At 71.9% G+C, this 23686-nt stretch carries 13 protein-coding genes; 6 read left to right on the forward strand and 7 right to left on the reverse strand.

Annotated elements, in window-relative coordinates:
• Nucleotides 1-121 precede the first annotated feature (121 nt).
• The 4 genes from PV734_RS33730 to PV734_RS33745 are packed head-to-tail and all read right to left on the reverse strand — an operon-like array spanning nucleotide 122 to nucleotide 4709.
• The gene (locus PV734_RS33730; protein ID WP_319293384.1) at nucleotides 122-1312 is read right to left on the reverse strand and encodes an LLM class flavin-dependent oxidoreductase; all 1191 of its coding nucleotides are present in this window, start codon (nucleotides 1310-1312) and stop codon (nucleotides 122-124) included.
• 56 nt (nucleotides 1313-1368) lie between these two features.
• Complete coding sequence (locus PV734_RS33735; RefSeq protein ID WP_319095947.1) at nucleotides 1369-2115, reverse strand: GNAT family N-acetyltransferase; 747 nt, start codon at nucleotides 2113-2115, stop codon at nucleotides 1369-1371.
• Complete coding sequence (locus PV734_RS33740) at nucleotides 2112-3476, reverse strand: NtaA/DmoA family FMN-dependent monooxygenase (RefSeq protein WP_319293385.1); 1365 nt, start codon at nucleotides 3474-3476, stop codon at nucleotides 2112-2114. The genes PV734_RS33735 and PV734_RS33740 overlap by 4 nt, the downstream gene beginning before the upstream one ends.
• Before the next feature lie 42 nt (nucleotides 3477-3518).
• On the reverse strand, nucleotides 3519-4709 hold the full coding sequence (locus PV734_RS33745; RefSeq protein WP_319095945.1) for an LLM class flavin-dependent oxidoreductase: 1191 nt from the start codon (nucleotides 4707-4709) through the stop codon (nucleotides 3519-3521).
• 1490 nt (nucleotides 4710-6199) lie between these two features.
• Here PV734_RS33745 and PV734_RS33750 point away from each other — a divergent pair.
• On the forward strand, nucleotides 6200-9166 hold the full coding sequence (locus tag PV734_RS33750; protein ID WP_319095944.1) for a helix-turn-helix transcriptional regulator: 2967 nt from the start codon (nucleotides 6200-6202) through the stop codon (nucleotides 9164-9166).
• A 211-nt stretch (nucleotides 9167-9377) separates the two neighbouring features.
• Here PV734_RS33750 and PV734_RS33755 read toward each other — a convergent pair whose 3' ends face one another.
• The 3 genes from PV734_RS33755 to PV734_RS33765 all read right to left on the reverse strand — a co-directional run bounded on the left by PV734_RS33755 (nucleotide 9378) and on the right by PV734_RS33765 (nucleotide 15850).
• A complete protein-coding gene (locus PV734_RS33755) occupies nucleotides 9378-10598 on the reverse strand; it encodes a dipeptidase (RefSeq protein ID WP_319095943.1) in 1221 nt (406 codons plus the stop codon).
• Nucleotides 10599-11127: 529 nt separating this feature from the next.
• Nucleotides 11128-12129, reverse strand: coding sequence for a helix-turn-helix transcriptional regulator (locus tag PV734_RS33760; RefSeq protein ID WP_319293386.1), 1002 nt, complete (start codon nucleotides 12127-12129; stop codon nucleotides 11128-11130).
• Nucleotides 12130-12187: 58 nt separating this feature from the next.
• Entirely contained in the window at nucleotides 12188-15850 is a 3663-nt protein-coding gene (locus PV734_RS33765; RefSeq protein WP_319293387.1) for a S8 family serine peptidase, read from the reverse strand.
• Between the two features lie 212 nt (nucleotides 15851-16062).
• On the opposite strand from PV734_RS33765, the gene PV734_RS33770 reads away from it, so the two are divergent.
• From PV734_RS33770 to PV734_RS33790, 5 genes are all read left to right on the forward strand, one after another.
• Nucleotides 16063-16671 carry a response regulator transcription factor gene (locus tag PV734_RS33770; RefSeq protein WP_319293388.1) on the forward strand — a complete coding sequence of 203 codons (609 nt, stop codon included), beginning with the start codon at nucleotides 16063-16065 and terminating at the stop codon, nucleotides 16669-16671.
• The gene (locus PV734_RS33775; protein WP_319293389.1) at nucleotides 16668-18173 is read left to right on the forward strand and encodes an ATP-binding protein; all 1506 of its coding nucleotides are present in this window, start codon (nucleotides 16668-16670) and stop codon (nucleotides 18171-18173) included. The genes PV734_RS33770 and PV734_RS33775 overlap by 4 nt, the downstream gene beginning before the upstream one ends.
• A 308-nt stretch (nucleotides 18174-18481) precedes the next feature.
• Nucleotides 18482-19588: a lytic polysaccharide monooxygenase gene (locus PV734_RS33780; protein ID WP_319095938.1), complete on the forward strand. Its 1107-nt coding sequence runs from the start codon at nucleotides 18482-18484 to the stop codon at nucleotides 19586-19588.
• Between the two features lie 364 nt (nucleotides 19589-19952).
• Entirely contained in the window at nucleotides 19953-23243 is a 3291-nt protein-coding gene (locus PV734_RS33785) for a GH92 family glycosyl hydrolase (protein WP_319293390.1), read from the forward strand.
• 48 nt (nucleotides 23244-23291) lie between these two features.
• The gene (locus tag PV734_RS33790; RefSeq protein ID WP_319293391.1) at nucleotides 23292-23681 is read left to right on the forward strand and encodes a hypothetical protein; all 390 of its coding nucleotides are present in this window, start codon (nucleotides 23292-23294) and stop codon (nucleotides 23679-23681) included.
• Nucleotides 23682-23686: the final 5 nt, after the last annotated feature.

The following is a 23686-nucleotide window of genomic DNA, read 5'->3' on the forward strand; positions in this document are numbered from 1 at the left end:
CCCGCACCGCCTTCGGCAGACGGCGGCGAAAGCCAGGAAGGAAGCCGCACAGTCGCACGACGAGACGAGAGGGCGGCCCGGGAGATCCCGGGCCGCCCTCTCGTCTCGTCGTGCGCCGCCGTCAGTTGCCCCGGCGCTCCCACTCCTCGGCGAGCAGCCGGTAGGACCGCACCCGGTCGCTGTGCCGGTGGGTGATGGTGGTGACGGCCAGCTCACGCGCCCCAGTGGCGTCGCGCAGCTGCTCCAGCCGGTCCGCCACGGTGCTCGGCGAGCCGACCAGCTGGGTGGCGACCCGGTCCCGTACCAGCTCGCGGTCGTCCTCGGTCCACTCGTGCGCCGCGACCTCCTCGGGCGAGGGGAACGGGATCGCGCCCGCGCCCGTGCGGATGCCGTACACCCACAGGCCGTAGCCGGCGGCCAGTTCGGCGGCCTCCTCGTCGGTCTCGCCCACGACGACGTCGGCCGAGACCGAGAGGTAGGGCTCGTCGAGTTCGGGGGAGGGGCGGAACGCGGCCCGGTACGCCTCGACCGCGTCGAGCACCGTCGTGGGACTGAGGTGGTAGCTGGCGGCGAAGCGCATACCCCGCTCCCCGGCGAGGGTCGCGCTGGACCCTCCGGAGGCGCCGAGGATCCACAGCTGCACGGCGGCGCCCTCGCCGGGGAAGGCGCGGGCCGGGGTGCCCTCGAACGTGTGGGTGCCGGCCAGCAGGCCGGTGATGGTGCTGATCTGGGTCTCGTAGTCCGGCGTGTAGGCCCCCGGCTGCTGGAGCAGGTCGAGGAGCAGTTCGAGCTTGCCCTTGGAGCTTGCCATCAGCCGGCTCACGTCGAACTGCTTCGGGATCAGCAGCCCGTTGGGCGTGTACCGGTCGACCGAGTGGGGTCCCTCCCTGAGCCGGTCGGCGAAGGCCGAGTCGGCGGCCGCGGTGCTTGCCCCGGTCGGGGCCTCCGGCGCGGCGGTCGGCGGCTTGGGCCGGCCGATGGAGCGGCCGAGGCCGAGGTCGAGACGGCCGGGGTAGGCGGCGTCGAGCAGCCCGAACTCCTCGACCACGGCGAGCGGTTGACGGTGTCCGAGCTGGACTCCCGCCGAACCGAGCCGGATGGTGCTGGTGGCGGCGGCGACCAGGGAGATGGCGACCGAGGGCGAGGCTCCGAGCACGCCCGGGTTCAGGTGGTGCTCGGCGAACCAGTACCGCTGGTAGCCGAAGCGCTCGGCCTGCTGGGCCAGTTCGACGGCGTTGCGCACCGCGGTGCCGATGCTGTCACCGCTGCTTCGGGGTATGAGGTCCAGAACGGCCAGGGGTGTGCGGGGCATGCGGATGTCCTCCGTGTGGATGGGTCGGTGGTCGTCGTGGCCGCCGGGTCGCCGGACTACCCGGCGGCCGGGCCGCCGGGTACGCGTACTGCCTGGAAGACGATGCCCGGGCGCGACCGGAATCCGAGCGATTCGTACAGGCGGATGGCGGACGTGTTCTCGGCGGCGGCGTGCAGGAACGGCGTGTCGCCGCGCTGCCGGATGCCGTGGGCGACCGCGCGCACCAGGCGGGTGGCCAGTCCCCGGCCGCGGTGGGCGCTGTCGGTGCAGACCGCGCTGATCTCCGTCCAGCCCGGCGGCCGCAGCCGCTCGCCGGCCAGGGCGATCAGCTCGCCGTTGTGGCGGAAGCCCAGGTACTCGCCGAGCTCGATGCCGCGCGGCAGGAACGGTCCCGGGTCGGTCCGCTCGACCAGGGCGAGCATCTCGGGCACGTCGGCGGCGGTGAGCCGGATCGCCTCCTCGTCGGGGGTGGCGTCGACGCCGTCGTCCACGAGCTGCGCTCCGGGGCCCTGGTAGAGGAGTTCCCAGCCGTCCGGGGGCGGCGCGCCGGTCCCGGCGAACGCGATGACGGCGCCGGGCCCCATCAGGGCGGCGACGTCGGCCCAGTCCCGCGCCTCGGGGCGGTCGGGCAGCGCGACGAACGGGCACACCTCGGGGTCGTAGCGCAGCGCCCTGCCGCGGCTCTGCGCAAGGTGCGCGTGCGGGCCGGCGAGCGAGCTGTGCACGGGGTTGTCGAGCGGGTGGCCGCCGGTGGCCCCGGCGTCGGCACCCGGGGCGGACCCGGTGGAGGGGGTCGTCGTCATGCGCGCACCTCCCTGGCCGGGGCGGGCAGCGGCGCCAGACCGAGATGGTCGCGCAGGGTGCTTCCCTCGTAGTCGGCGCGGAACACGCCGCGCTCCTGGAGCAGCGGCACCACCCGGTCCACGAACGGGTCGAGCCCGCCCGGGGTGATGTGCGGGATGAGGATGAACCCGTCGGCGGCGTCCTGCTGGACGAAACGGTTCATCGACTCAGCGACCGTGGCCGGCGCGCCGACGAACGTCTGCCGGCCGATGACCTCGATGACCAGCTCCCGGGTGGTCAGCTTCTCCGCCTCGGCCTTGGCCCGCCACGCCCGCGCCGCGGCGAGCGGGTCGCGGTACATCGGCACCCGGCCCGGCGAGAGGGCCTCGGTGTCCACCGCCGGGTCCGTCCCGGGCAGCGGACCGTCCGGGTCGTGGCCGGACAGGTCGCGGTTCCACACCAGTTCGAGGAACCTGATCGCGGTGGCCGGCGACACCTGGGCGAGCCGCACCGCGCGGGCGAGTTCCTCGGCCTCGCGGTCGGTGTCGCCGATCACGAAGGTGGCCCCGGGCATGATCAGCAGTTCCTCGGGAGTGCGGCCGAAGCGGGCCAGCCGCCCCTTCACGTCGCTGTAGAAGGCCCGGCCTTCGTCGAACGTGCTGTGCCGGGACACGATGACGTCCGCGCCGGCCGCGGCGAAGTCGCGGCCCCGCTCGGAGTCGCCGGCCTGGAAGATCACCGGCCGGCCCTGGGGACCGCGCGGCACGTTGAACCGGCCGGCGATGTCGAAGTGCGCGTCGTGGTGGGCGAACACGCCGGGGTTCGGATCGGAGAGGAACACGCCCGCCTCCTGGTCGGCGACGAGCTCGTCGCCGCGCCAGGAGGCGAACAGCTCGTGCGCGGTGTGCAGGAACGCTTCCGCGCGCGCGTAGCGGTCCTCCTCGGCGAGGTAGCCGCCGCGGCGGAAGTTCTCGCCGGTGAAGGCGTCCCAGGAGGTGACCACGTTCCATCCGGCGCGGCCCGCCGACAGGTGGTCGAGGCTGGCGAACTGCCGGGCCACCTCGTACGGTTCGTTGAAGGTGGAGTTGATCGTGCCGGTCAGTCCGAGCCGGTCGGTGACGGCGGCCAGCGCGGCGAGGACCGTGAACGTGTCGGGCCGCCCGGCCACGTCCAGGTCGTGGATGAGCCCGTTGTGCTCGCGCAGCCGCAGGCCCTCGGCGAGGAACAGGAAGTCGAACTTCCCGCGTTCCGCGGTCTGCGCGAAATGCCGGAAGGAGTCGAAGTCGGTCTGGCTCCCGGCGGCGGGATCGCTCCACACGGTCGTGTTGTTCACGGCGGGGAACGCCGCGGCGAGATGGAGTTGTCTGCTCGGCTTGCCCATATGCAGTCCTGCCTCGAGGTCCTGGTGGTCGGTGCGCCCGGCTCAGGCGGTCGCGTAGCGGCCGGCGGGCCGGGGCAGGCCGAGCAGGCCGCGCAGGGTGCCGGCCTGGTAGGCGGTACGGAAGAGGCCGCGGCGCCGCAGTTCGCCGGCCAGGTCCCGGGCGATCCGGGGCAGGTCGTGCGCGGCGACGGCCGGCCGCAGCCGGAAGCCGGTCAGCCCGGCCTGCCGCCACTCCTCCATCAGGTCGGTCAGCCCGGACGCGGTGCCGGTGAAGACCAGCGCGTCGCTCTCGTAGGCGGCGCCGGCCCGTTCGTCGAGGCGGCCCAGCCGGTCGGCCGCCGCCTGCTCGGACTCGTCGAGGAGGACGACGAGTTCGCCGAACACGTGCAGACCGTCGCCGTCGCGGCCGGCCGCCTCCTGCTCGGCGCGGACCTGCCCGGCGATGTCGGCGGCGTCGGCCGCGTCGCGCGGCGTGACGAAGCCGACGTCGGCCGCGCGGGCGATCAGCCGGTACGAGACACCGGAGTGGCCGAGCGAGACCACGAGGGGCTGACCCTGCGGCGGACGGGGCGTGGTCGAGGGGCCCTTGACGGAGAACCAGCGGCCCTCGAAGTCGATGGTGTGCAGCCTGCCGGGGTCGGCCACCGGACCGGTGTCCGCGCCGTCCTCCCGGCTGTCCCACAGCCGACGCAGCACCTCGACGTAGTCGGCGGCCTCGTCGAAGTGGTCGAGCCCGGCCTGCTGGACCTCGGGCTCCTCCAGATTGTCCATGTGCTGCGTCGGGAAGTCGCGGCGGCCGAAGTGGTCCTGCTCGTCGGCCCGTCCGGCTGCCTGCACCCGTACGCCGGCCCGCCCGCCGCTGAGATGGTCCAGCGTGGCGATCGCCCGGGACAGGTGGAACGGCTCGGTGTGCGTGACGATCGCCGTCGGCACGATGCCGATGTGCCGGGTGTGCGGGGCGACGCGGGCGGCGGTGAGGACCGCGTCCAGCCGTCCGCGCACCCGGTCGGTCCGCCGGTCCGGTTCGAAGTAGTCGTCGGACTGCAGCCGCAGGGAGTCCTCGATGGTCACGAAGTCCAGCAGGCCGCCTTCGGCCTCGGCGACGACGTCGCGCCAGTAACCGGCGGTGAAGAGCGCGTCCGGGCGGGCGCCCGGCTCGCGCCAGGCCGCCGGATGCCACCCTGCTCCGTCGAGGGCGACCGCGAGATGCAGGGGGCGTGATGACTCGAGCACGGCGGGCTTCGCTTTCGTGAGCGGTCACGCGTGGAACCGGCACGGGACCGCGTGACGGGGAACGGCGGGAGGAATCGGCGGGGCAGTGAAACCGGAATTACCAGGGAACACGGAAGGGAATAGCGAGGTGTTACGGGCGGCGGCCCCGCCGAGACCGTCACCTGAGGTGGACTGCCACTTAATGGAGGGACGCCCATCTGTCGGCCAGCATCGGATATGACCCCGTCACCTGATCAGAACTTAACCCTCGGAGCTCTTCCCTGTCCACCTTGTTGCGGATATTTCGCCACTTCAGAACGGGTTTAACGCGGCTTTAGAATTCCGGTGCGGAGGGATTTCCCGAGCGCCGAATAGGTGAATTCCCCTGTCCAGTACTCCGGCTGCGGATCGCGCTCTTGGGGCGCGGAGAGTGGTCGCGGGTGGTGGCTGTGCGTGAGTGCGTCGGGTGGCGGCGCCGTTCGACGGACCGGCTCGTGCGGCGGGCAGGGCGGTGAGCGGTGGGCAGGCGTGGCGGGCGCGGCCCGCCGGACCCGAAGGGCGACGACGGACACGGTGCCCGGCCGGCCCTGTGAGCGCGGTCCGACTCCGGTGAGCGCGGGGCGGCTCCCGTGAGCGCGGGCCGGTGAGTTGAAGTGGCTTCGGGGGCAGGCGAGTTCGCCGCGCGAGCCCCGGCTCCGGCCTTCGCCGGTGTCCGGGCCGTTCGATCGCAGTTTGGGCCGGTTGGCCCACGCTTGTCGGAGTGGGTGAGGTGGACGGCGGCCCGACGGCTGACCCGGTGTCAACCCCTCCGCGGACGAACGGACTTCGCCCGGGGTACCGACCTGCAAACGGACCGGCAAACCCGTCGTGGCCGCCTCGAAGCCCGCCCCGCCCGCGTGGGTGGAATCCGGCCTGGGACCCGTAGCCGCCCGCTTTTCGCACCTTCGCGCGACGCGTGGCGGCCTCCGGTGGACGCGTCGGCGTCCACACCGGCCCGACCAGCAAGATCGCGCTCCGCCGCCGTCACCTGGGTAACGAACCCGCAATAAAAGATTGGTGGAAATCCGCGACCGAACATGTCAGAATCGGCCCGTTAACGATAATTGATTTACGTGGGCTGGCAAGTGTGCTCCTGAGGCGGGGTGTTCCGGCAGGAGGCGCATCGCCGTCACGGTGCGAGGCATTCGCATTCGGCGGGACGGCTACCGGCGAGGGAAGGTGGTGCTGACGGGTGGTGCCGGATGCCACTGTCGGCTTCTCGGCCGAGGACACCTCCAGGCCCCGTCAATTGTTCCGATCTGTGCCCGATTCTCCCCTTTGGCCAGGGTGGGGGCGATCTCGTCGCCACACAGTCGCTTGGTTGCGGTGCGTTGTAGATGGGGTGTTTGTCGCCAGTGGCGGACCGGACGTCAGGGCGCGGCCCCGCATCGGATACTGCGGCGTTGATCGGGCGATTTCCCAAGCAATGGCAAAGGGGACTCCATAATCAGGCAATTACGGGGGAGTGTTTGATGTCGTTGGTTGAACGAGATAGTGAGATCTCCGCGCTCGACGGACTGCTCGGCGAAACGCTGACGGGCAACGGCGGAGTGGCTGTCGTGACCGGGCCGGTGGCGAGCGGCAAGACGGCCCTTCTGCTGGAACTCGCCGAGCGCACCGTCGCGGCCGGCGGTGTCTTCCTCAGCGCGACCGGCTCACGGGCCGAGCGCACCCTGCCGCTGGGCCTGGTCAGTCAGCTGCTGTACGGCGCGGACATCCCCGCTGACGCGCTGGACGAGGTGCAGTCGGCGCTCGACGGCACCCTGGCCGCCGTCGCGTATGAGCAAACGGGCCCGGGGGAGACGGAGTTCCAGGACCTGGGCGGCGCCGTCGGCGTGTCTCCCGGCACCCTGCACCGGCTCAGCAAGGTCTTCTTCGACCTCGCCGCGGAAGGACCGCTGGTGATCGGCGTCGACGACGCCCACTACGCCGACGCGGCCTCTCTGCTGGTGCTGTTGCACCTGGCGCACCGGCTGCGCACGGCGCCCATCATGCTGGTCTTCACCCAGTGCAGCCGCCCGCACGCCCACCGCACCCTGTTCCAGACCGAACTGATGCACCGGCTCGACTGCGTGAGTGTGCAGCTGCGCGTGCTGAGCGAGGCCGGCGTGCGCGCGGTGCTCACCGAACGCTTCGGCGAGAGCGGACAGTTCCTCGCCGCCGACTTCCACCGGATCAGCGGCGGCAATCCGCTCCTGGTCAGGGCGCTGGCCGACGACCACCAGTCCTGTCAGACCGCGCCGGGCACCGCGCCGGCCGGCGAGGCGTTCGGCCGGGCGGTCGCGACCTGCCTGTTCCGCTGCGAGATCACCATGCGGGACGCGGCGCACGCGCTCGCGGTGCTCGGCGACGACGCCGATCCTCAGGTGGCCGCCGACATGCTCGGCCTCACCGCCGAGGCCGCGGCGGACGTACTGCGCTCGCTGAAGGAGGCCGGCCTGCTCCTGGACGGCCGCTTCCGCCACGAGAGCGTGCGGACCGCGGTGCTGCGCGCCATGGCCCCCGAGCGGCCCGCCGCGCTGCACGCCCGTGCCGCGGCGGCGCTGCGCAACCGGCACGCGACCGCCGGGCAGATAGGCCGGCACCTCGTCGCCGCCGGGCGCAGCGAGGAGGCCTGGGTGCTGGAGACGCTCCGGCAGGCCGCCGAGGAGGCACTGCGCAGCGACGACGTCGTCCTCGCGGTGGACTGCCTGTGCGCGGCGCTCGACATGTGCGACCACTGCGGGACCAGCGCGCAGATCCGCTCGGCGCTGATGCGCGCCGAGTGGCGGATCAACCCCGCGGTCGCCGCCCGCCACCTGCCGGAACTGTACGAGGCCGCGCGCGTCGGCCGGCTGGACTGCCGCGACCTGACCGCCCTGGTGACCCAGTTGCTGTGGCAGGGCAGGCTGGAGCAGGGGGCGGAGGTCCTGGACGGCATCGGCGCCCAACTGGCGAAGCACGGGGTGACGCCCGGACGGGAGGCGCTGACCATCACGCTGATGGTGTCCCAGGCCTTTCCCGAGCTGGCGGCACGTCTGCTGCCGTCCGCGTCGCGCTCCGAGCCCCCCGTTCCCGAGAGCGCCAACAGCCCGTACCTGCGAGCGGCCGCCTCACTGTCGGGCGTCCTCGTCGGCGACTTCGGCCAGGACGTCGTGGAGGCCGCAGAGGGGGTGCTGCAGGGCTGCCGGCTGGACGAGGACACCCTCAGCCCCCTGATCGTGGCCCTGACGGCGCTGATCTACGCCGGCCACGACGAGCGCGCCCTTCTATGGTGCCGACGGCTGGCCGAGGAGGCCGCCAACCGCAACGCCCCCATGTGGACCGCCCTCCTGGGCGCGCTCCAGTCCCTCAGCCACCTGCGGCGCGGGGAGCTGAACGCGGCCGAGAAGTGCGCCCGCAGCGCGCTGGCGCTGATACCGGTGCAGAGCTGGGCGGCGGCGGCCGGGCTGCCGCTGTCCGCCGCGGTGACCGCGCTCACCGCACTCGGCCGCCCGGACGAGGCGGCCGAGCTGCTGTCGGTCCCCGTGCCCGACGTGGCCTTCCGCACCCCCGGTGGCCTGCTCTACCTCCAGGCCCGGGGCCGGCACCACCTGGCCGCGGGCCGGGTCCAGGCCGCACTCAGCGACTTCCTGCGCTGCGGGGAACTGATGCGGAAGTGGAACCTGGACGCGTGGAACCTGGTCGCCTGGCGCGTCGAGGCGGCGGCCGCGACGCTGCGCCTGGGCCGGGACCAGGAGGCCCGCCAGCTCCTGGAGGAGCAGCTGACCCTGACGCCCCTGCACGACCACCGCACACGCGGCCGGGCCCTGTCCCTGCTGGCCGTCACGGTCAGCGACCTGCGCGAGCGGGCGCGACTGCTCGCCCAGGCCCTGGACAGCTTGCGCTCCGGCGGCGACTGGTACGAGCAGTTGCGCGCCGCGACCGACCTCGGCCACACGTACGAGCAGATGGGCGACCAGGCGGCGGCCCGCACCGAGTACGGCCGCGTCCGGCTCCTCGCGGAGCTGTGCGGGCTGTCCTGCAACGCCACCAGCGGGTCGAAGCAGCAGGCGAAGCCCGCCGCCGCGCCGCCGCCCGGGTCCATCGACAGCCCCGCACTCACCGCGCTGCAGGCGTTCCTGCAGCCGCTGCCCGGGGCGCCCCCGCGGCTGCCCGCGCTGCCCCAGGGCGCCCCGGGCGGCGACTCGGCCGCCGTGACCGCCCCGAACGGGCTCCCGCCGGGCATGCGCGGACACATCCTGCGCAAGCCGCAGCCCGGCTCGGCGGAACAGCTCACCCGCGCGGAGCGAAGAGTGGTCGAACTGGCAGCCGACGGTCACACGAACCGTCAGATCGCCAGCAAACTGTTCATCACCGTCAGCACCGTGGAGCAGCATCTGACCCGCGCCTACCGCAAACTGCGGGTGAACCGCCGTTCGGACCTGCCGCTCCACCTGCTGCCCGACGTGGCCGGCTGACACTCGCGCCGCCGGGGGAGGCCCGCGCCGCCGGGAGGGGAAAGGGGCCCGACCGCGCACACCTCCGAAGCCGACGGAGGAGACCCCTGCCCGCCGGGCGCCGACCGGACCACCGGTCGGCGCCCGGCGGGCCCCGTACGGCGGCCCGGGCGACCCGCCGGAAAGGAGGCGGGAACCCACCGGGAGCCGCTGACGGGGGCCTGTCGGACCGTCAGCGCAGGGGAGTCGTGGGCCACAGGGGTTCGGTGGCTCGGTCCTCAGCCTGGCGCAGGACACGCAGGACGTTGCGGCCGGTCAGCGCCTCCAGTTCGGGCCGGGACCAGCCGCGGTCGGCGAGTTCGCGCAGCAGGTTGGGGTAGCCGGAGACGTCGGCGAGACCCGTCGGCTGGTGGTCCACTCCGTCGTAGTCGCCGCCGAGACCGATGTGGTCGATTCCGGCCACCTCGCGGGCGTGCTCCACGTGGTCGGCGACCTGGGCGACGGTCGCCTCGGGACGGGGGTGCGCCGTGAGCCAGCTAGTCAGCCGCTCGGCGGGCGCCACGGCGAAGCCCCGCGCGACTTCCTCGGCGACCAGCTTCGGGTCCTCGCCGGGGCGCGGTGCGCGCGGCCAGCCCCAGGACGCGTCGGACAGGCCGAGGCGTGCGCGTTCGTCCCGGAGCGCGCGGTCCCAGGCGGCGACGTCGGCGGAGACGAAGGACGGCACGAAGGTCAGCTGGATCACGCCCCCGTTGCCGGCCAGCAGTTCCAGCACCTCGTCGCTCACGTTGCGGGGGTGGTCGTTGAGGGCCCGCGCGGAGGAGTGGCTGAACAGGACCGGGGCGGTGGTCACGGCGAGGGCGGCGCGCTGGGTGGACTCGGCGACGTGGGAGAGGTCCACCAGGACGCCGGTGCGGTTGAGTTCCGCGACGATCGCGCGGCCCATGTCGTTGAGGCCGCCGACCACGGGTTCGTCGGTGGCCGAATCGGCCCAGGAGGTGTTGTCGTTGTGGGTCAGGGTCACGTAGCGCACGCCGAGCCGGGCGAACGACCGCAGGACGCCGGGCGACTCGGCGAGGCTGTGGCCGCCCTCGATGCCGAGCAGGGAGGCTATGCGTCCCTCGGCGAAGGCGCTCTCGACGTCGGCCGCGGTGTAGGCGATGCGCAGCGTGTCGGGATAGCGGGCGGCGAGCCGGTAGACGGCGTCGATCTGCTCCAGGGTGGAGACCACGGCCTCGGGTTCGGGCAGTGCGGAGGACACGTACACGGACCAGAACTGCGCGCCGACTCCGCCGGCGCGCAGCCGGGGCAGATCGGTGTGCAGATCGGGCAGGCCGTGGTCGAAACCCTCGACGCTGTAGCCGGTCAGTGCGCGCAGCGCCACCGGCAGGTCGTTGTGGCCGTCGAAGACGGGTGTGCCGCGCAGTACTTCGTCGATCAACGAGCCGTCCGTCATGAGTCGGCCGCTCCTTCCTCCGTGGGACGTTGACGGTGCCCAGCCTGCCGTATCGGGGCGGGCGTCGGCAGGAACTGCCGCGAGCCGACGGGCCGAGCGTCGCGAGACGGTCAGCACCCGTGCCGACCGACTCCGCAGGCGTACGGGGATGTCATGAAATCGCCTCGCCCCGGCCGGATCGCTCCGTCGAACACGGCATGCGCACGTGTGCCCGCCGCCCCGGTGCGTCCGCATCCACACGTCCGCTCCGACCGGCCGCAGGCCCCTTCCGTCACCCCTGCGTCACCCACGCGCTCGACGCGGGCCGCCGGCCCTTCGCCCTCGACCGGCTCGGGACCGGCGGGTGCGTCTCCCTGCGGGCGCGCGCCGGCCACGGTCCGTGACCGGACCGAGGCGGTGCACCGCTCGCTCGACAGACCCCAACCAGCCGTCAGCCATTGGCCGCTGACAGGCGATCAGGCAGGCGTCGGGCCGCACCTCCCGCTCCGGCGGGGGTGCGGCCCTTCGCGTACGTGTACTCTCCGCGCCCCTACACCCAGCCCCGTTGCGCGGCCCGTACCCCCAGCTGGAACCGGCTCGACGCGCCCAGCCGGTCCTGCAGCTCGCTCACCCGTCGGCGCAGGATTCGCAGGCTCACGCCCAGGTGGCGGGCCACGGCCTCGTCCTTCAGTCCGGCCGTCAGCAGCCGGGTCAACGTCCTCTCGCTCTCGGAGAGTTCACCGTCGTCCACCGCCTGGCCCAGCGGAGTCGCCTGCTGCCAGGCCATCTCGAAGAGCTTCTGCAGGGCCTCGGTCACCGCCGAGTGCCAGATCACGACGGCGCAGTAGCCGCCGGCCACGGAGGCGGTCAGCGGCAGCAGCGCCCGGCATCCGTCGACCACCAGCAGCTTGAGCGGGACGGAAGGCAACACCCGGGCCTGCTCGCCGAGTTCGACCATCGTCAAGGCGCGGGACAGGACCTTCGGATCCTCCAGGCCGGTCGCCGCGTAGATCCCACGGGAGACGATCCCGCGGTTGAGCAGATCGGCCTGGAGATCCACCTGTGGACCGGCCGGGGCGAGATACGGCGGTGTGTCGAAAAGGCACACCTCGTGCTCCGCGCGCGCGTACATCTCCTCCAGGCGTGCCGCGATGGCGCCCTCGCCGGACGCCACCTCGACCAGCCGGGACGGCTCCTCACGCAGCAGCCCCGCCTCGTACGCGGTCGCCATCTCCTCGGCGGTGGAGGCCAGCAGTTCGGACTCCGTCTCGCGCCGCCGGATCAGCCCGCGGATCGCCACCCGGGGGTCGACCGCCCGTAACCCGCCCATGGAGTCCGGTGGTTGCAGCAGACCGAGCGTGAGAAGCCGGTTGCAGGCCTCGCGGACCCGGGCCGGGGAGGCACCGGTCAGCAGCGCCCAGCCGGCCGCGCCGGCGTCGGGCTGGTTGAGGACGGCCTGATACAACCGCTCGTCGAACGCGGAGACCCCCACCGCGGCCCAGGGGCTCGCGACAGGGGTCTCCCTTGCCGTGTCGTATGCCGTGTTCACCATGGCCCGGCACGTTAGACGATCTTTGTTAAGGATTTTCGCAATGTTTGACGAAGGTCGCCTACTTCAGGCCGAACGCCCGTGCGACCGTCTGGTCGACCGTGTTGCCGTCCCGGTCGGCGGCCCGTACGCGCAGCGACACGAACCCGGCGCCCTTCTTCGGGTGCTTGAGCTCCGCCCTGCCGTTCTTGACCTTCACTTCCTTCCAGGAGGTGCCGTCGTCGTACGAGACCCAGGCCTTCAGGGAACCGGCGGTGACGCCGCCCGACTGGTTCCGGACGGAGAGGCCGAGCTTCGACGTGTGTCCGGCCTTCGCGCTGTTGAGGAGGTTGAGCCCGGCCACGTCGTAGTCGACCGAGAGCAGCCCGAGCGCCGTCTGTTGGTCCGTGTGCGCCGAGGCGAAGGACCATTCGGTGTGGGTGCCGGTGGAGTACGCCGCCCAGTCGGCCGTGCGCTGTGCGTCGACCACGAGGCGGTACGAGGACTTCGCCGCCGGGACGGTGAAGGTGCCGTAGCCGCCGAGCGCGGTGTCGCCGACCAACTGCCCGTCCGCGTACAGCTTGCCCTTCGCGGTGTCCAGGACGTTGTCCACGGATCCGTAGTGGCCCGGTGTCGCATCGCTCAACTCCGGGATGCGGAAGGTGAGTTTGTCACCGGTGCGCTGGGAAAGGCCGTACTGCTGTGCGGTCGCCGGGCGGACGACCTGGCCCAGCCAGTCCTCGGCGGGCTGCCTGCCCGCCTTTTCGAAGGTCCGCACGACACCCCGCTGAGGCTGGCTCGCCTTCCAGTTGGGATAGACGGCGTGCCAGATCCGGGTGTCGGAGACGTTGTAGTACTCGGTGCGCTCCGTGCCGAGCTGTACGTTGGTGGTGGTCGCGATGTCGGCCGACTGCCAGGGGCGGTACCGGTACACGGCGTCCTTGCCGACATCACCGGCCCGGGCCCCGAGGTAGCGAACCGTCTGTTTCACCGTGTTGGAGCTGTTCAGGTTGTACGTCTGGTCGGCCGAGACGCCCCCCACCTGCGGGAACATCACGCTGTACACGTACGGACTGACCGGAGTGCCGGTCAGCTTCAGCTTGACCTGCTTCCCGCTCTTCAGCAGGGCGCCGAGCTTCGCGCCGGCCTCGCCGGTGGCGAGCATCAGCGGGATGGTCATGCTCTGCACGGAACCGAGCCAGTACCCGGGCGTCTCCTGGTAGGCGAGGACGTAACCGGCCCCGGCCGCGGTCGCGTTGGTCAGTGCCTCGTCCGCCCTCTTGCCGGCGCCCACGTGGACGACGGCCACCTTCCCCTTGACGTCGAGTCCCTCGAAGTCGGCCGCGGTTCCGGCGCCCGCGTCCACCGCCCGCACCGTGTGGTCACCGCTGACCTTCACGGGGAGGCCGCTGTACGTCTGCGCGTAGTCGAGGGGCAGCGCGTACTTCTCCGGGCCGGTGACGCTCGCCGTCAGCTCCTTGGCGTACAGACGGAACTTCGAGGAGAACTCGAACATGCCCTGGGTGACCTTCTCGGTGGGCGCCACATAGACGTGGTCGGTCCACCAGCCCTGGCTGTAGGTCACCCCCAGGCCAGTGCCCGGGCCTTCCCGGTGCCAGGTGGTGGTGAAGCCCCGGAACTCGGAGTCCTCCTTGGTCTTCGGCTTGATCTCGACCGCCTTGCGGGCGTCGAGGACGACCTCGGTGTCCTTGTCGACCTCGATCTCAGGATCACCGACGATCGAGGTTTCGACCTCCAGTCCGGCCGCGTCCCGCTTGGAGATCCAGGACGCCGTGGAATACGTACCGGCCGGCACCTTGAAGGTGTAGCCCTGGCCGATGAACCCGTAGGTGTCCGCGTACGCGCCGTTCAGCTCCTGCAGCATGAAGAGCGACGCGGATGTGGACGGCTTGCCGTCGCGGCCCAGCAGCGACACCTTCAGGTCGTAGGTCTTCGGCAGCTTCTCGAAGCCGACGGCGGTGGTGACGAGAACACCGTCGGCGCTCGCGGTGATGTGGCCCGTGTACCGGCCCGTCGCCTCCTTGGCCGGGTCGACCGTGACCGCGACGCTGGCGGTGCCCTTCGCCGGGACGGTGACCGTGTCCGCGTTCAGTACGGCGTCGCGAAGTGACGAGGACACCTTCAACTCCACCGCTTTGTCAGTGGTGTTGGTGTACGTGATGTCCTTGGCGGCGACCTCGGTGTCGGCCTCCTCGTACTTGCCGAAGCTCAGTGCCGGGGTCGCGAAGACGCCCTGATTCACGGCCCGTACGGCGTCGACCCGGCCGTCGCCCTGCTGGAAGACGTCGGCGTCCGGCATGGTCTTCGCCGTGGTCGCCAGCGCCTGCTTGAGCTGCCGGCCCGTCCAGTCGGGGTGGGCCTGGGCGACCAGCGCCGCGGCACCCGCGACATGCGGGGTGGCCATCGACGTACCGCTCGACGTCGTGTAGTAGTCGTCGACCGGCGTGCCCATGGTGGTGCCGGCGGCGCGGGCCGCGGTGATGCCCGCGCCCGGTGCGGTGATCTCCGGCTTGACCGCGTAGTCGCCGGCGCGCGGGCCCCGGCTGGAGAAATAGGCCAGCTTGTCGGACTTGTCGACGGCGCCGACCGTCAGCGCCGAGTCGGCGATGCCCGGGGTGCCGACGGTCTGCTCGGCCGGACCGGAGTTGCCCGCAGCGATCACGAAGAGGGTGCCGGTGGACTCGGACAGCTCGTCGACGGTCTCGCTCAGGATGTCGGAGGGCCCGGTGGCGTCACCGCCCAGCGACATCGACACGATCTTCGCCCCGGAGTGGGCCGCCCAGTCCATGCCCGCGATGATCCACGAGTCCTGGCCGTGGCCGGTGTTGTCGAGCACCTTGCCGACGAACAGATCGGCGCCCGGCGCGACGCCCTTGCGCTTGCCGCCGGAGGCCGCGCCGGAGCCGACGATCGTGGACGCCACATGGGTGCCGTGGCCGTGACCGTCCTGCACCGTCTCGCCCGGTACGAAGCTCTGCGTCTCGGCGATCTTCCCCGCCAGATCCGGGTGCCCGGTGTCCACACCGGTGTCCAGGACGGCGACGTCGACGCCCTTGCCGTCGTAGCCCGACTTCCACACCTCGGGTGCGCCGATCTGCTCCACGCTGACGTCGAGGGACGCCTGCACCTTGCCGTCGAGCCAGAGCTTGTCGATGCCCTCGCCGAGCTGCTTCGCGGCCTTCGCGGTGGGTGCGGTGCCGAGCGCGGGAGCGATGTCGGCCCAGAACGAGGTCGACTTCTTCGCGCTCAGCGCGGCCCCGTCGATCGCGGGCAGCCTGAGCGTCCGGCGTGCGCCCTCGGGGGTCGCGCTGCCGCTCCTGTACGTCGCGATCACCGGCGTGGTGCCGGTCTTCGAGTCCGCGTACCCCTGCTTGACCAGCTGGGTGACATTGAAGAGGGCCGGGTCGAGGCGGCCCGCCTGGATCAGCGGGATCGCGTCCGCCGGCAGGACGCTGACCTCGCCCTTCTTCTCGCTGGAGAGGAAGGTGGCCGCCTCACGGCCCTTGCCGCGCTCGACCTCGACGGCGGATCTGCCGTCGGGCCCGGTGGTGACGGAAACCGTGTCGCCGGTGATGAGGGTGACGGTCTGGGTGTCGGTGTGCGGTGTCTGCGTGCTGCCCGGTTCGATGGCCGGGGACACGGGACCTGCCGCCGCGGGCGTGACCGCCCCGGCGAGCAGCCCGGCCGCTCCGGCCACGGCCCAAAGGGCGTGGAGTCTTCGCATGTGTGGACGTCCTCCCCTGAACGCTGAAACGCCTCCGCCCTCGTGGCGCGGAAGCCAGTGATCAGCGTGGGCTCGGGACGAGAGCGGCTCAAGGGATTCGTGTGGCCGGGGAGTGCCAATGCCACCTTCGGCCAGGGCAGTTGACCGCGTCCCACGGCCGTCACCCAGCCTGAACACAGGGTTCCCCCAGGAAACCGGGACACGATTCGTACATGTCTGGCACCAACGGGGTTCGCGGCCGTCACATCCGTGTGCTGATCGTCGACGACGAACCGGCGCTCACGGAACTGTCGTGCGTGGCCGTCACCGAGGCGGGCCGGCGGCCCCACCCGGCTGCCGACGGCGAGAGCGCGCCGCGCACCGCTTGCTCCCGCGCCCCGCACGGCGTCGTCCTCGGCGGCACGCTGCCCGACCTCGGCGGCCTCCAGGTGCCGCGCACGCCGCGGTACGGGAGCCCCGGGCTGCCCGTCCCGACGCTCACCGCCCGCGATGCTCGCGTGCACCGTCTCGACGGACCGGAGGCGGGCGCCGACGGCCACGCCACCGAGCCGTTCTCCCCGGAGGAGGTCGACGGCGCCCCCGTCCGGCTCACCGCCAAGGAGTTCGACCTGCGCAGCCCGCTGATGGGCCATCCGCGCCAGGTGCTCGGCAAGGGGCGGATCCTCGAACACGTGTGGACCACCTGCTTCGACAGCGCCGACGAGTTCGTCGAGGTGTACGGCTCCGGCCCGCGCCGCGGGATCGACAGGGGCCGGGCGCCGATAACGCACACCCCGCGCGGGCTCGGGTGCGCGATCAGGCCGGGGGAGGACGGGAGATGACCGTACGTCTGCGCGGGCGCTCACTGCGGACCCGCCTGCTGTTCCTCATCGGGGTCACCCTGACCGTGGTCTGCGCGGCCATGGCGGCCACCACCGTCCTCGCCCAGCACAAGTACCTGCTGGGCAACCTCGACGAGCGGGTCGCGGGCGCCGTCGCGCGCAGCCAGGGCGGCGCCGAGCTCCACCCCGAACTGGACACCGACCTCGGCTTCCTCGACGAGAACGGCCAGCCCACCGGAACCCTGGCCGCCCGGCTCGCCGCCGACGGCACCCTGCTCACCGCCCAGGTCGTCACCCAGGACGAGGCGCCTCGGGACCTGACCGCCGCTCAGCGGTCGGCACTCACGGGCATCAAGGCCGACGGCTCGATGCACACCCGTACCGTGCCGGGACTCGGCACCTACCGGATCACCGCGGTGGGCGGCAGCGCGGACAACGGTGTGCGGGTGCTGACCGGGCTGCCCATGGACGACGTCCAGAACATGATCCGGGATCTGGTCGTTGCCGAAGCCGTGGTCGCCGCCGTCGGACTGACGATCGCGGGCTGTGTCTGCGCGGTGGTCATACGGCGCCAACTGCGGCCCCTGGGACGGGTCGCCGCCACCGCGGTCGAGGTCTCGCGCGTGCCACTGGGCCGGGGCGCGGTCATCGGCCTCACCCGCGTCCCCGAACGCGACACCGACCCGGGGAGCGAGGCCGGCCAGGTCGGCGCCGCCCTCAACCGGATGATCGACCACGTGGAGTCGTCGCTCGCCGAACGCGAGGCCGGCGAGGAACGCATGCGGCGCTTCCTGTCCGACGCCAGCCATGAACTCCGTACCCCGCTCGCCTCGATCGCCGGATACGCGGAACTCATGAACCGGGGTACACAGCGCATCGAGCCGACGCTGGCCTGGCGACGTGTGTCGGCGGAGTCGGCGCGGATGACGGGGCTGGTGGAGGACCTGCTGCTGCTCGCCCGGCTCGACGAGGGACGGCCGTTGCGGTCGGCCGAGGTGGACCTCGCCGCGACGGTCGCCGAGTCGGTGTGGGACGCGCGGGCCGCGGGCGAGCACCACAACTGGCAACTGGCCCTGCTCCTCGACTCCCCGGCGCCGGTCCTCGGCGACGAGGCCCGGCTGCGCCAGGTGATGACCAACCTGCTGACCAACGCACGGGTCCACACGCCCGCCGGCACGACGGTGGTGGCCTCGGCGGAGGTCGTGGGCGAGCGGTGTGTCATCCGCGTGCGCGACGACGGCCCCGGAATCCCGCCGCACCTGCTCCCGTCCGTCTTCGAACGCTTCACCCGAGCCGATGTCTCCCGCTCCCGCAGCGGTTCTCAGAACGGGGGTTCGGGCCTCGGCCTCGCCATCGTGGCGGCCGTGGTGGCCGCGCACGGGGGCCGCGTCGACGTGGAAAGCGCTCCGGGGCGCACCGAGTTCACGATCGAGCTGCCCATCGCGAGCCCGGCCCCGCGGACCACGCACCGACCTGACCTCCGTACGGCCGTTCGGCGGTGAGAGCGCGACCGCGCCCCGGGAGCTCCAGTCATCCGGGGGCGGCCCTTGTGCGTCAGGCGTTTACATCTTCACCCCGCGGCGCTAGCTTCGATGGTGAGTGAGGTGGGAGCGCTCCCACACCGAGCGGACCGGAACCCGTAAGCGGGAACCGCTCCCGCCTCACCACCCCCCACGTGCCACCCCCACGCATCACCCCGTGCGCATCGCGCAGCACGCGCGCCCCCAGTCGGGCGCGCCCCTTCACCCGCACGTTCCGTACGTACCGCACGACGTACGGCGCACCGCGTACGACTGAAGGAGATCATGACATGGACCTGACATTAGCATCAACCTCCCCACCCTCCCCCCGCACCCCACGCCGATTACCGCTCCCCACCCGGGGCAGAGCCCTCCTCCTCGTCCTCCTGGCCCTGCTCACCGCGATCCCGGCCCTCGGTCTGGTCGTCACGGCGGGCGGCGACGCGGAGGCCCACGGCACCCCGATGAAACCCGGCAGCCGTACCTTCCTGTGCTGGGAGGACGCACTCACCGACACCGGTGAGATCAAGGCGATCAACCCGGCCTGCAAGACGGCCCAACAGGTCAGCGGGACAACGCCGTTCTACAACTGGTTCTCGGTGCTGCGCTCGGACGGCGCGGGCCGCACCCGGGGCTTCGTCCCGGACGGCCAGCTGTGCAGCGGCGGCAACACCAACTTCACCGGGTTCAACACCCCCAGCGCCGACTGGCCGTTGACCCACCTCACCTCGGGCGCCAACGTCGACTTCTCGTACAACGCGTGGGCGGCGCACCCGGGTTGGTTCTACGTCTACATCACCAAGGACGGCTTCGACCCGACCAAGACCCTCACCTGGGACGCGCTGGAGTCCCAGCCGTTCCTGAGCGTCGACCACCCGCCGCTCAACGGCACCCCGGGCAACGTCGAGGCCAACTACTCCTGGAACGGCAAGCTTCCGGCGAACAAGTCCGGGCGTCACCTCATCTACATGGTGTGGCAGCGTTCCGACAGCGCGGAGACCTTCTACTCATGCTCCGACGTCGTCTTCGACGGCGGCAACGGCGAGGTGACGGGCATCAAGGACCCCGGCAACCCGCCCACCGAGCCCCCGCCCGGCGCCTGCACCGCCACTCGTCGTACGACGGGCAGCTGGAACGGCGGCTACCAGTCCGAGGTGACCGTCACCAACTCCGGCAACGTGCCCATGCTCGGCTGGATGGTCGACTGGTCGCTCCCGGCGGGCCAGGCTGTCGACAGCCTCTGGAACGGCAACGCGACGTACAACGGCCAGGCGGTGATGGTCCACAACGCCAACTGGAACGGCTCGCTGGATCCGGGCAGAACCACGACGTTCGGGTACGTCGTCCGAGGCTCGGGTGGTGATACGGCAACTACCCTGCCCTGCCGGGTCGGTTAGACCGGCGGGGCCGCACCGCGACTGAGAGACCGCTCAGGGCGGACCCGGTGGCTGTAGGCCACCGGGTCCGCGAGCCGGGCCCGCACGGGGGATGAGGCCCGGGGAAGTGCGTATTCGGGGGGTGGCCCACCGGACGAGACAACGTTGTCCGGTGGTCCGAACATCACTCTATCGCCCCAACGGACAACATCGTCAAGCCGGTTGCTCCCCCGCAGGAGTACACCCGGTACCCCGCGCGCGTGACCCGCGTGCGTGTCTTCTCGGAGGCGCACGCCCTCCCGTGGTACCGCTGGCGCACGTCACTGTCCCCGCGGCTTGTGCGACCTGTGGTGCGCGACCCGTCCGAAGGAGGAGGGGCCGCGTCATGCGTGTCCGCCCTGCGTCCCTGCTGCTGGCCGCCGCCCTGGCGCTCCTCGGCCTCCCCGCCCCGACGCCGGCGGCGACAGCGGCGACAGCGGCGAACCTCTTGGTCGAGGATCCGACCCCGTACGTCGACCCGCTCATCGGCACCAGGAACGGCGGCGATGTCTTCCCGGGCGCGGTCGTCCCGTTCGGCATGCTCTCCTGGAGCCCGGAGAACACCCGGGGCGACGCCACCCGGACGGCGGCCCCCGGTGGCTACCACTACGACGCCAACCGCATCCGAGGGTTCAGCCTCACCCACATGTCCGGTACGGGCTGCGCGGGCGGCAGCGGTGACATCCCGTTCTTCCCGTATGCCGGCCAGGTCACCTCCTCCCCGGCGAGCGACACCGAGGACGCGGTGTACGCGGCCGACTTCAGCCACGCCGACGAGACGGCGGAGCCCGGCCGCTACACGGTGAGTATGGCGTCCGGGGTCACCGCCGACCTCACCGCGACCACCCGCACAGGCTCCGCACGCTTCACCTACCCGCCCGGGCGACCGGCGTCGATGCTGATCCGTACCGCCAACTCCGAGGTGGGCTCGACGGATTCGACGGTCACGATCGACCCCGCCGCCCGCACGGTCTCCGGCTCGGTCACCTCCGGCAACTTCTGCGGCCACCTCGACCCGGAAGGCCGACGCCCCTACTACACCCTCCACTTCACGGCCCGCTTCGACCGCGACTTCAGGGCGACGGGCACCTGGCAGGACGACCGGCTGAGCCCGGGTACCACCTCCGCGTCCGGCGGAACAGGTGGCTTCACCGCGAACAGCGGCCGACCCGTGGCGGGCAAAGGGGCGGGCGGCTACGTGGAGTTCGAGCCCGGCGCGGGCCCGGTGGGCGTCAAGGTCGGTATCTCGTACGTCAGTCGGGCAGGCGCGGAGGCCAACCTCGCGGCCGAGAACCCGCAGGACCGCTCCTTCGCCTCGGTCGAGTCCGCGGCCCGGCAGGCCTGGCGGGACAGGCTGGCCGCCATCAAGGTCGGCGGCGGCACGGAAGCCGAGCGCACCACCTTCTACACCGCCCTCTACCACTGCCTTCTCCACCCGAACGTCATCAGCGACACCGACCGCCGATACCGGGGCGCCGACGGCGAGGTCCATCTGGTCCGCGCGAGCCACGACCACCAGTACGGCACCTTCTCCGGCTGGGACGTATACCGCTCCCAGGTCCAGCTGCTCACCCTCCTCGACCCCGACACCGGCTCGGACATCGCCCAGTCCCTCTACGAACTCGCCCGCCAGAACGGCGGGTTGTGGGACCGCTGGCTGCACGGCGCGAGCGGCACCCACGTCATGAACGGCGACCCCTCGCCCGCCACCCTGGCCGGCATCCGCGCCTTCGGCGGCAGGAACTTCGACCTGCGGGGCGCGCTGGACTCACTGCTGCGGGCGGCGACGACCCCGACCCGCCAGGATCTGTCACCGGCCGGCAGACCGGTCCTGTCGGTCGGCCAACGCCCTTCCCTGGACGCCTACTTGGCGCACCACTACATGCCGTCCGTGTCCAACGCGTGGGGCGGCGCCGCAGAGACGCTGGAGATGTCGGGCGCGGACTTCGCCCTCGCCGAACTGGCCCGCGCTGCAGGGCGGACGAGGACGGCGGACACCTTCATGAAGCGCGCCCAGTGGTGGCAGAACAACTTCGACATCGCGGCCCACCCGAGTGGCGGCTACATCACCAACCGCAAGGTGGACGCCAGCTGGGTCCCCGGTTTCACCCCGGCCACCGGCAACGGCTTCGTCGAGGGTACGGCGGCCCAGTACACCTGGATGGTCCCGCACAACCCGGCGGGCCTGTTCGCGGCGATGGGCGGCACCGCCACGGCGGTCGACCGCCTGGACGCCTTCTTCCACCACGCCGACGGCAGCTGGGCGCTCACCGGCAGCGGCGGCGAGAAGTCCGAGCTGGACAACGAACCCTCGGTCAACGTCCCCTACCTGTACGCCTACGCGGGCGCACCGTACAAGACACAGGAGACGGTCCGCGCGGCGATGACGAGGCTCTGGTCGACGCGCCCGGACGGCATCCCCGGCAACGACGACCTGGGCGCGATGTCCTCCTGGTACGTCTTCGCCGCGCTCGGCATGTACCCACAGGTGCCGTCCAGGGCCGAACTGGTCCTGGCCTCGCCCCTGTTCCCGAGGACCGAGATCAACCGCCCGCATGGCAACGACATCTCGATCCGTGCGGAGGGAGCGGCGGCGGATGCACCGTACGTCCAGTCCCTCGCCGTCAACGGCCGAACGAGCGACCGCCCCTGGCTCCCGGCGTCCTTCGTCCGGCGCGGCGGCACCCTGGACTACACCCTCGCCGCCACCCCGAACCCCACCTGGGGCGCCGCTCCGTCCGACGCCCCGCCGTCCTTCCGGGCGGGGGAGCAGCCGTACCAGATCGGCGTCGGCCCCACCAAGGCGACGATCGCACCGGGTGGCAGCGCGGGCGTGGACATCCGGGCGCTGTCCCTTAGTGCCGCCGCCCCGGGCCCGGAGGTGCGCTTCGAGGTGGAGACACCGACCGGCATGACGGCAACGCCCGCCTCCGGCAAGGTTGTCGGTGGCGCACAGCGGATCACGCTCGCCGTGCCGCCCACCGTGGCGGAGGGCTTCTACGAGGCGAGAGTCAAGGTGACATCGACGGCCACGGCGTACGAGCAGCCGATCTCCCTGACGGTGGCCGCCCCGGGATCCCTCCTCGCCGCCTACGACAACACCGGCACCTCCGACGACACCGGCGACCACACGGAGGCCGACTACGACGGCGGCGGCTGGAGCTACTCGCGCCAGGCCCTGGCAGCGGCGGGCCTTACCCCGGGCACGCGGGGCAGGCTGGCGACGGGCCTGGCCTTCACCTGGCCGGCCTCGCCGCCGGGCCGCCCCGACAACGCGTCGGCGACCGCCCAGACGATCCAACTCCCGCCTCCGGCAACCCAGTTGTCGTTCATCGGCAGCGCGGTCTTCGGCAACCAGCGGACGACGGCGACCGTCACCTACACGGACGGCACCACCGACCCGGTCGAACTCGCCCTTACCGACTGGACACTGGGCGGCGGCACGGGCACCGTCCAGTACGGCAACGAGGTCGTCGCGCGGACCCCGTACCGGAACGTCTCGGGAGCGGGCCGGGACCCGGTCGGGACGTACGTCTTCGCGACGAGGCCGTTCCAGGCACCGGCGGGCCGGAGCATCGCGAGCGTGCGGCTCCCGGCGGACGCAGATCTGCACGTCTTCACCCTCGCGACCGGCTGACGGTCGCCGCCTCTTGTGGGACACGGCGTGGCGCGCAACCATCGTTGGATGGGGCAACGGCCCAACCTTCCTGCGGAGTTCAGGTCCGAGGCGCGTGTTGCCTTCGCGTTCCTCGTCGAAAACGAGGGTTTCGCCGAGCCGAACGAGGACCACTTGGGGCTGACTTACCGCCGCGCGGATCTGGAGGTGTGCCTCTGGATCCACTCGGGACGACCTGAACCCGGCGTGTCGACACATCTGAACCCGATCGCGCCGGACGGTACGAGGGGACGAGCTGTGTGGCTGGAGGACATCTACACCGCCACCGGTTGCGGCCCACCTCAGGACGTACCCCGCTCAGTCCACAACCGGCGCTCCATGCTCAAGCGCGTCCACCAACACGCCGACGCCCTGCGCCGGTTGCTGCCCCGCCTCCCCGCCCGCTTCCCCGATCCCTGACTGGT

Source organism: Streptomyces sp. AK08-02, from assembly GCF_033795085.1.
Classification (GTDB): domain Bacteria; phylum Actinomycetota; class Actinomycetes; order Streptomycetales; family Streptomycetaceae; genus Streptomyces; species Streptomyces echiniscabiei.

Coding starts and splice junctions, on each gene's coding strand:
- PV734_RS33735 (WP_319095947.1), bottom strand. CDS start 2,115: ATGACGACGACCCCCTCCACCGGGTCCGCCCCGGGTGCCGACGCCGGG.
- PV734_RS33740 (WP_319293385.1), bottom strand. CDS start 3,476: ATGGGCAAGCCGAGCAGACAACTCCATCTCGCCGCGGCGTTCCCCGCC.
- PV734_RS33770 (WP_319293388.1), top strand. CDS start 16,063: ATGTCTGGCACCAACGGGGTTCGCGGCCGTCACATCCGTGTGCTGATC.
- PV734_RS33790 (WP_319293391.1), top strand. CDS start 23,292: ATGGGGCAACGGCCCAACCTTCCTGCGGAGTTCAGGTCCGAGGCGCGT.
- PV734_RS33755 (WP_319095943.1), bottom strand. CDS start 10,598: ATGACGGACGGCTCGTTGATCGACGAAGTACTGCGCGGCACACCCGTC.
- PV734_RS33775 (WP_319293389.1), top strand. CDS start 16,668: ATGACCGTACGTCTGCGCGGGCGCTCACTGCGGACCCGCCTGCTGTTC.
- PV734_RS33785 (WP_319293390.1), top strand. CDS start 19,953: ATGCGTGTCCGCCCTGCGTCCCTGCTGCTGGCCGCCGCCCTGGCGCTC.
- PV734_RS33750 (WP_319095944.1), top strand. CDS start 6,200: ATGTCGTTGGTTGAACGAGATAGTGAGATCTCCGCGCTCGACGGACTG.
- PV734_RS33780 (WP_319095938.1), top strand. CDS start 18,482: ATGGACCTGACATTAGCATCAACCTCCCCACCCTCCCCCCGCACCCCA.
- PV734_RS33760 (WP_319293386.1), bottom strand. CDS start 12,129: ATGGTGAACACGGCATACGACACGGCAAGGGAGACCCCTGTCGCGAGC.
- PV734_RS33765 (WP_319293387.1), bottom strand. CDS start 15,850: ATGCGAAGACTCCACGCCCTTTGGGCCGTGGCCGGAGCGGCCGGGCTG.
- PV734_RS33730 (WP_319293384.1), bottom strand. CDS start 1,312: ATGCCCCGCACACCCCTGGCCGTTCTGGACCTCATACCCCGAAGCAGC.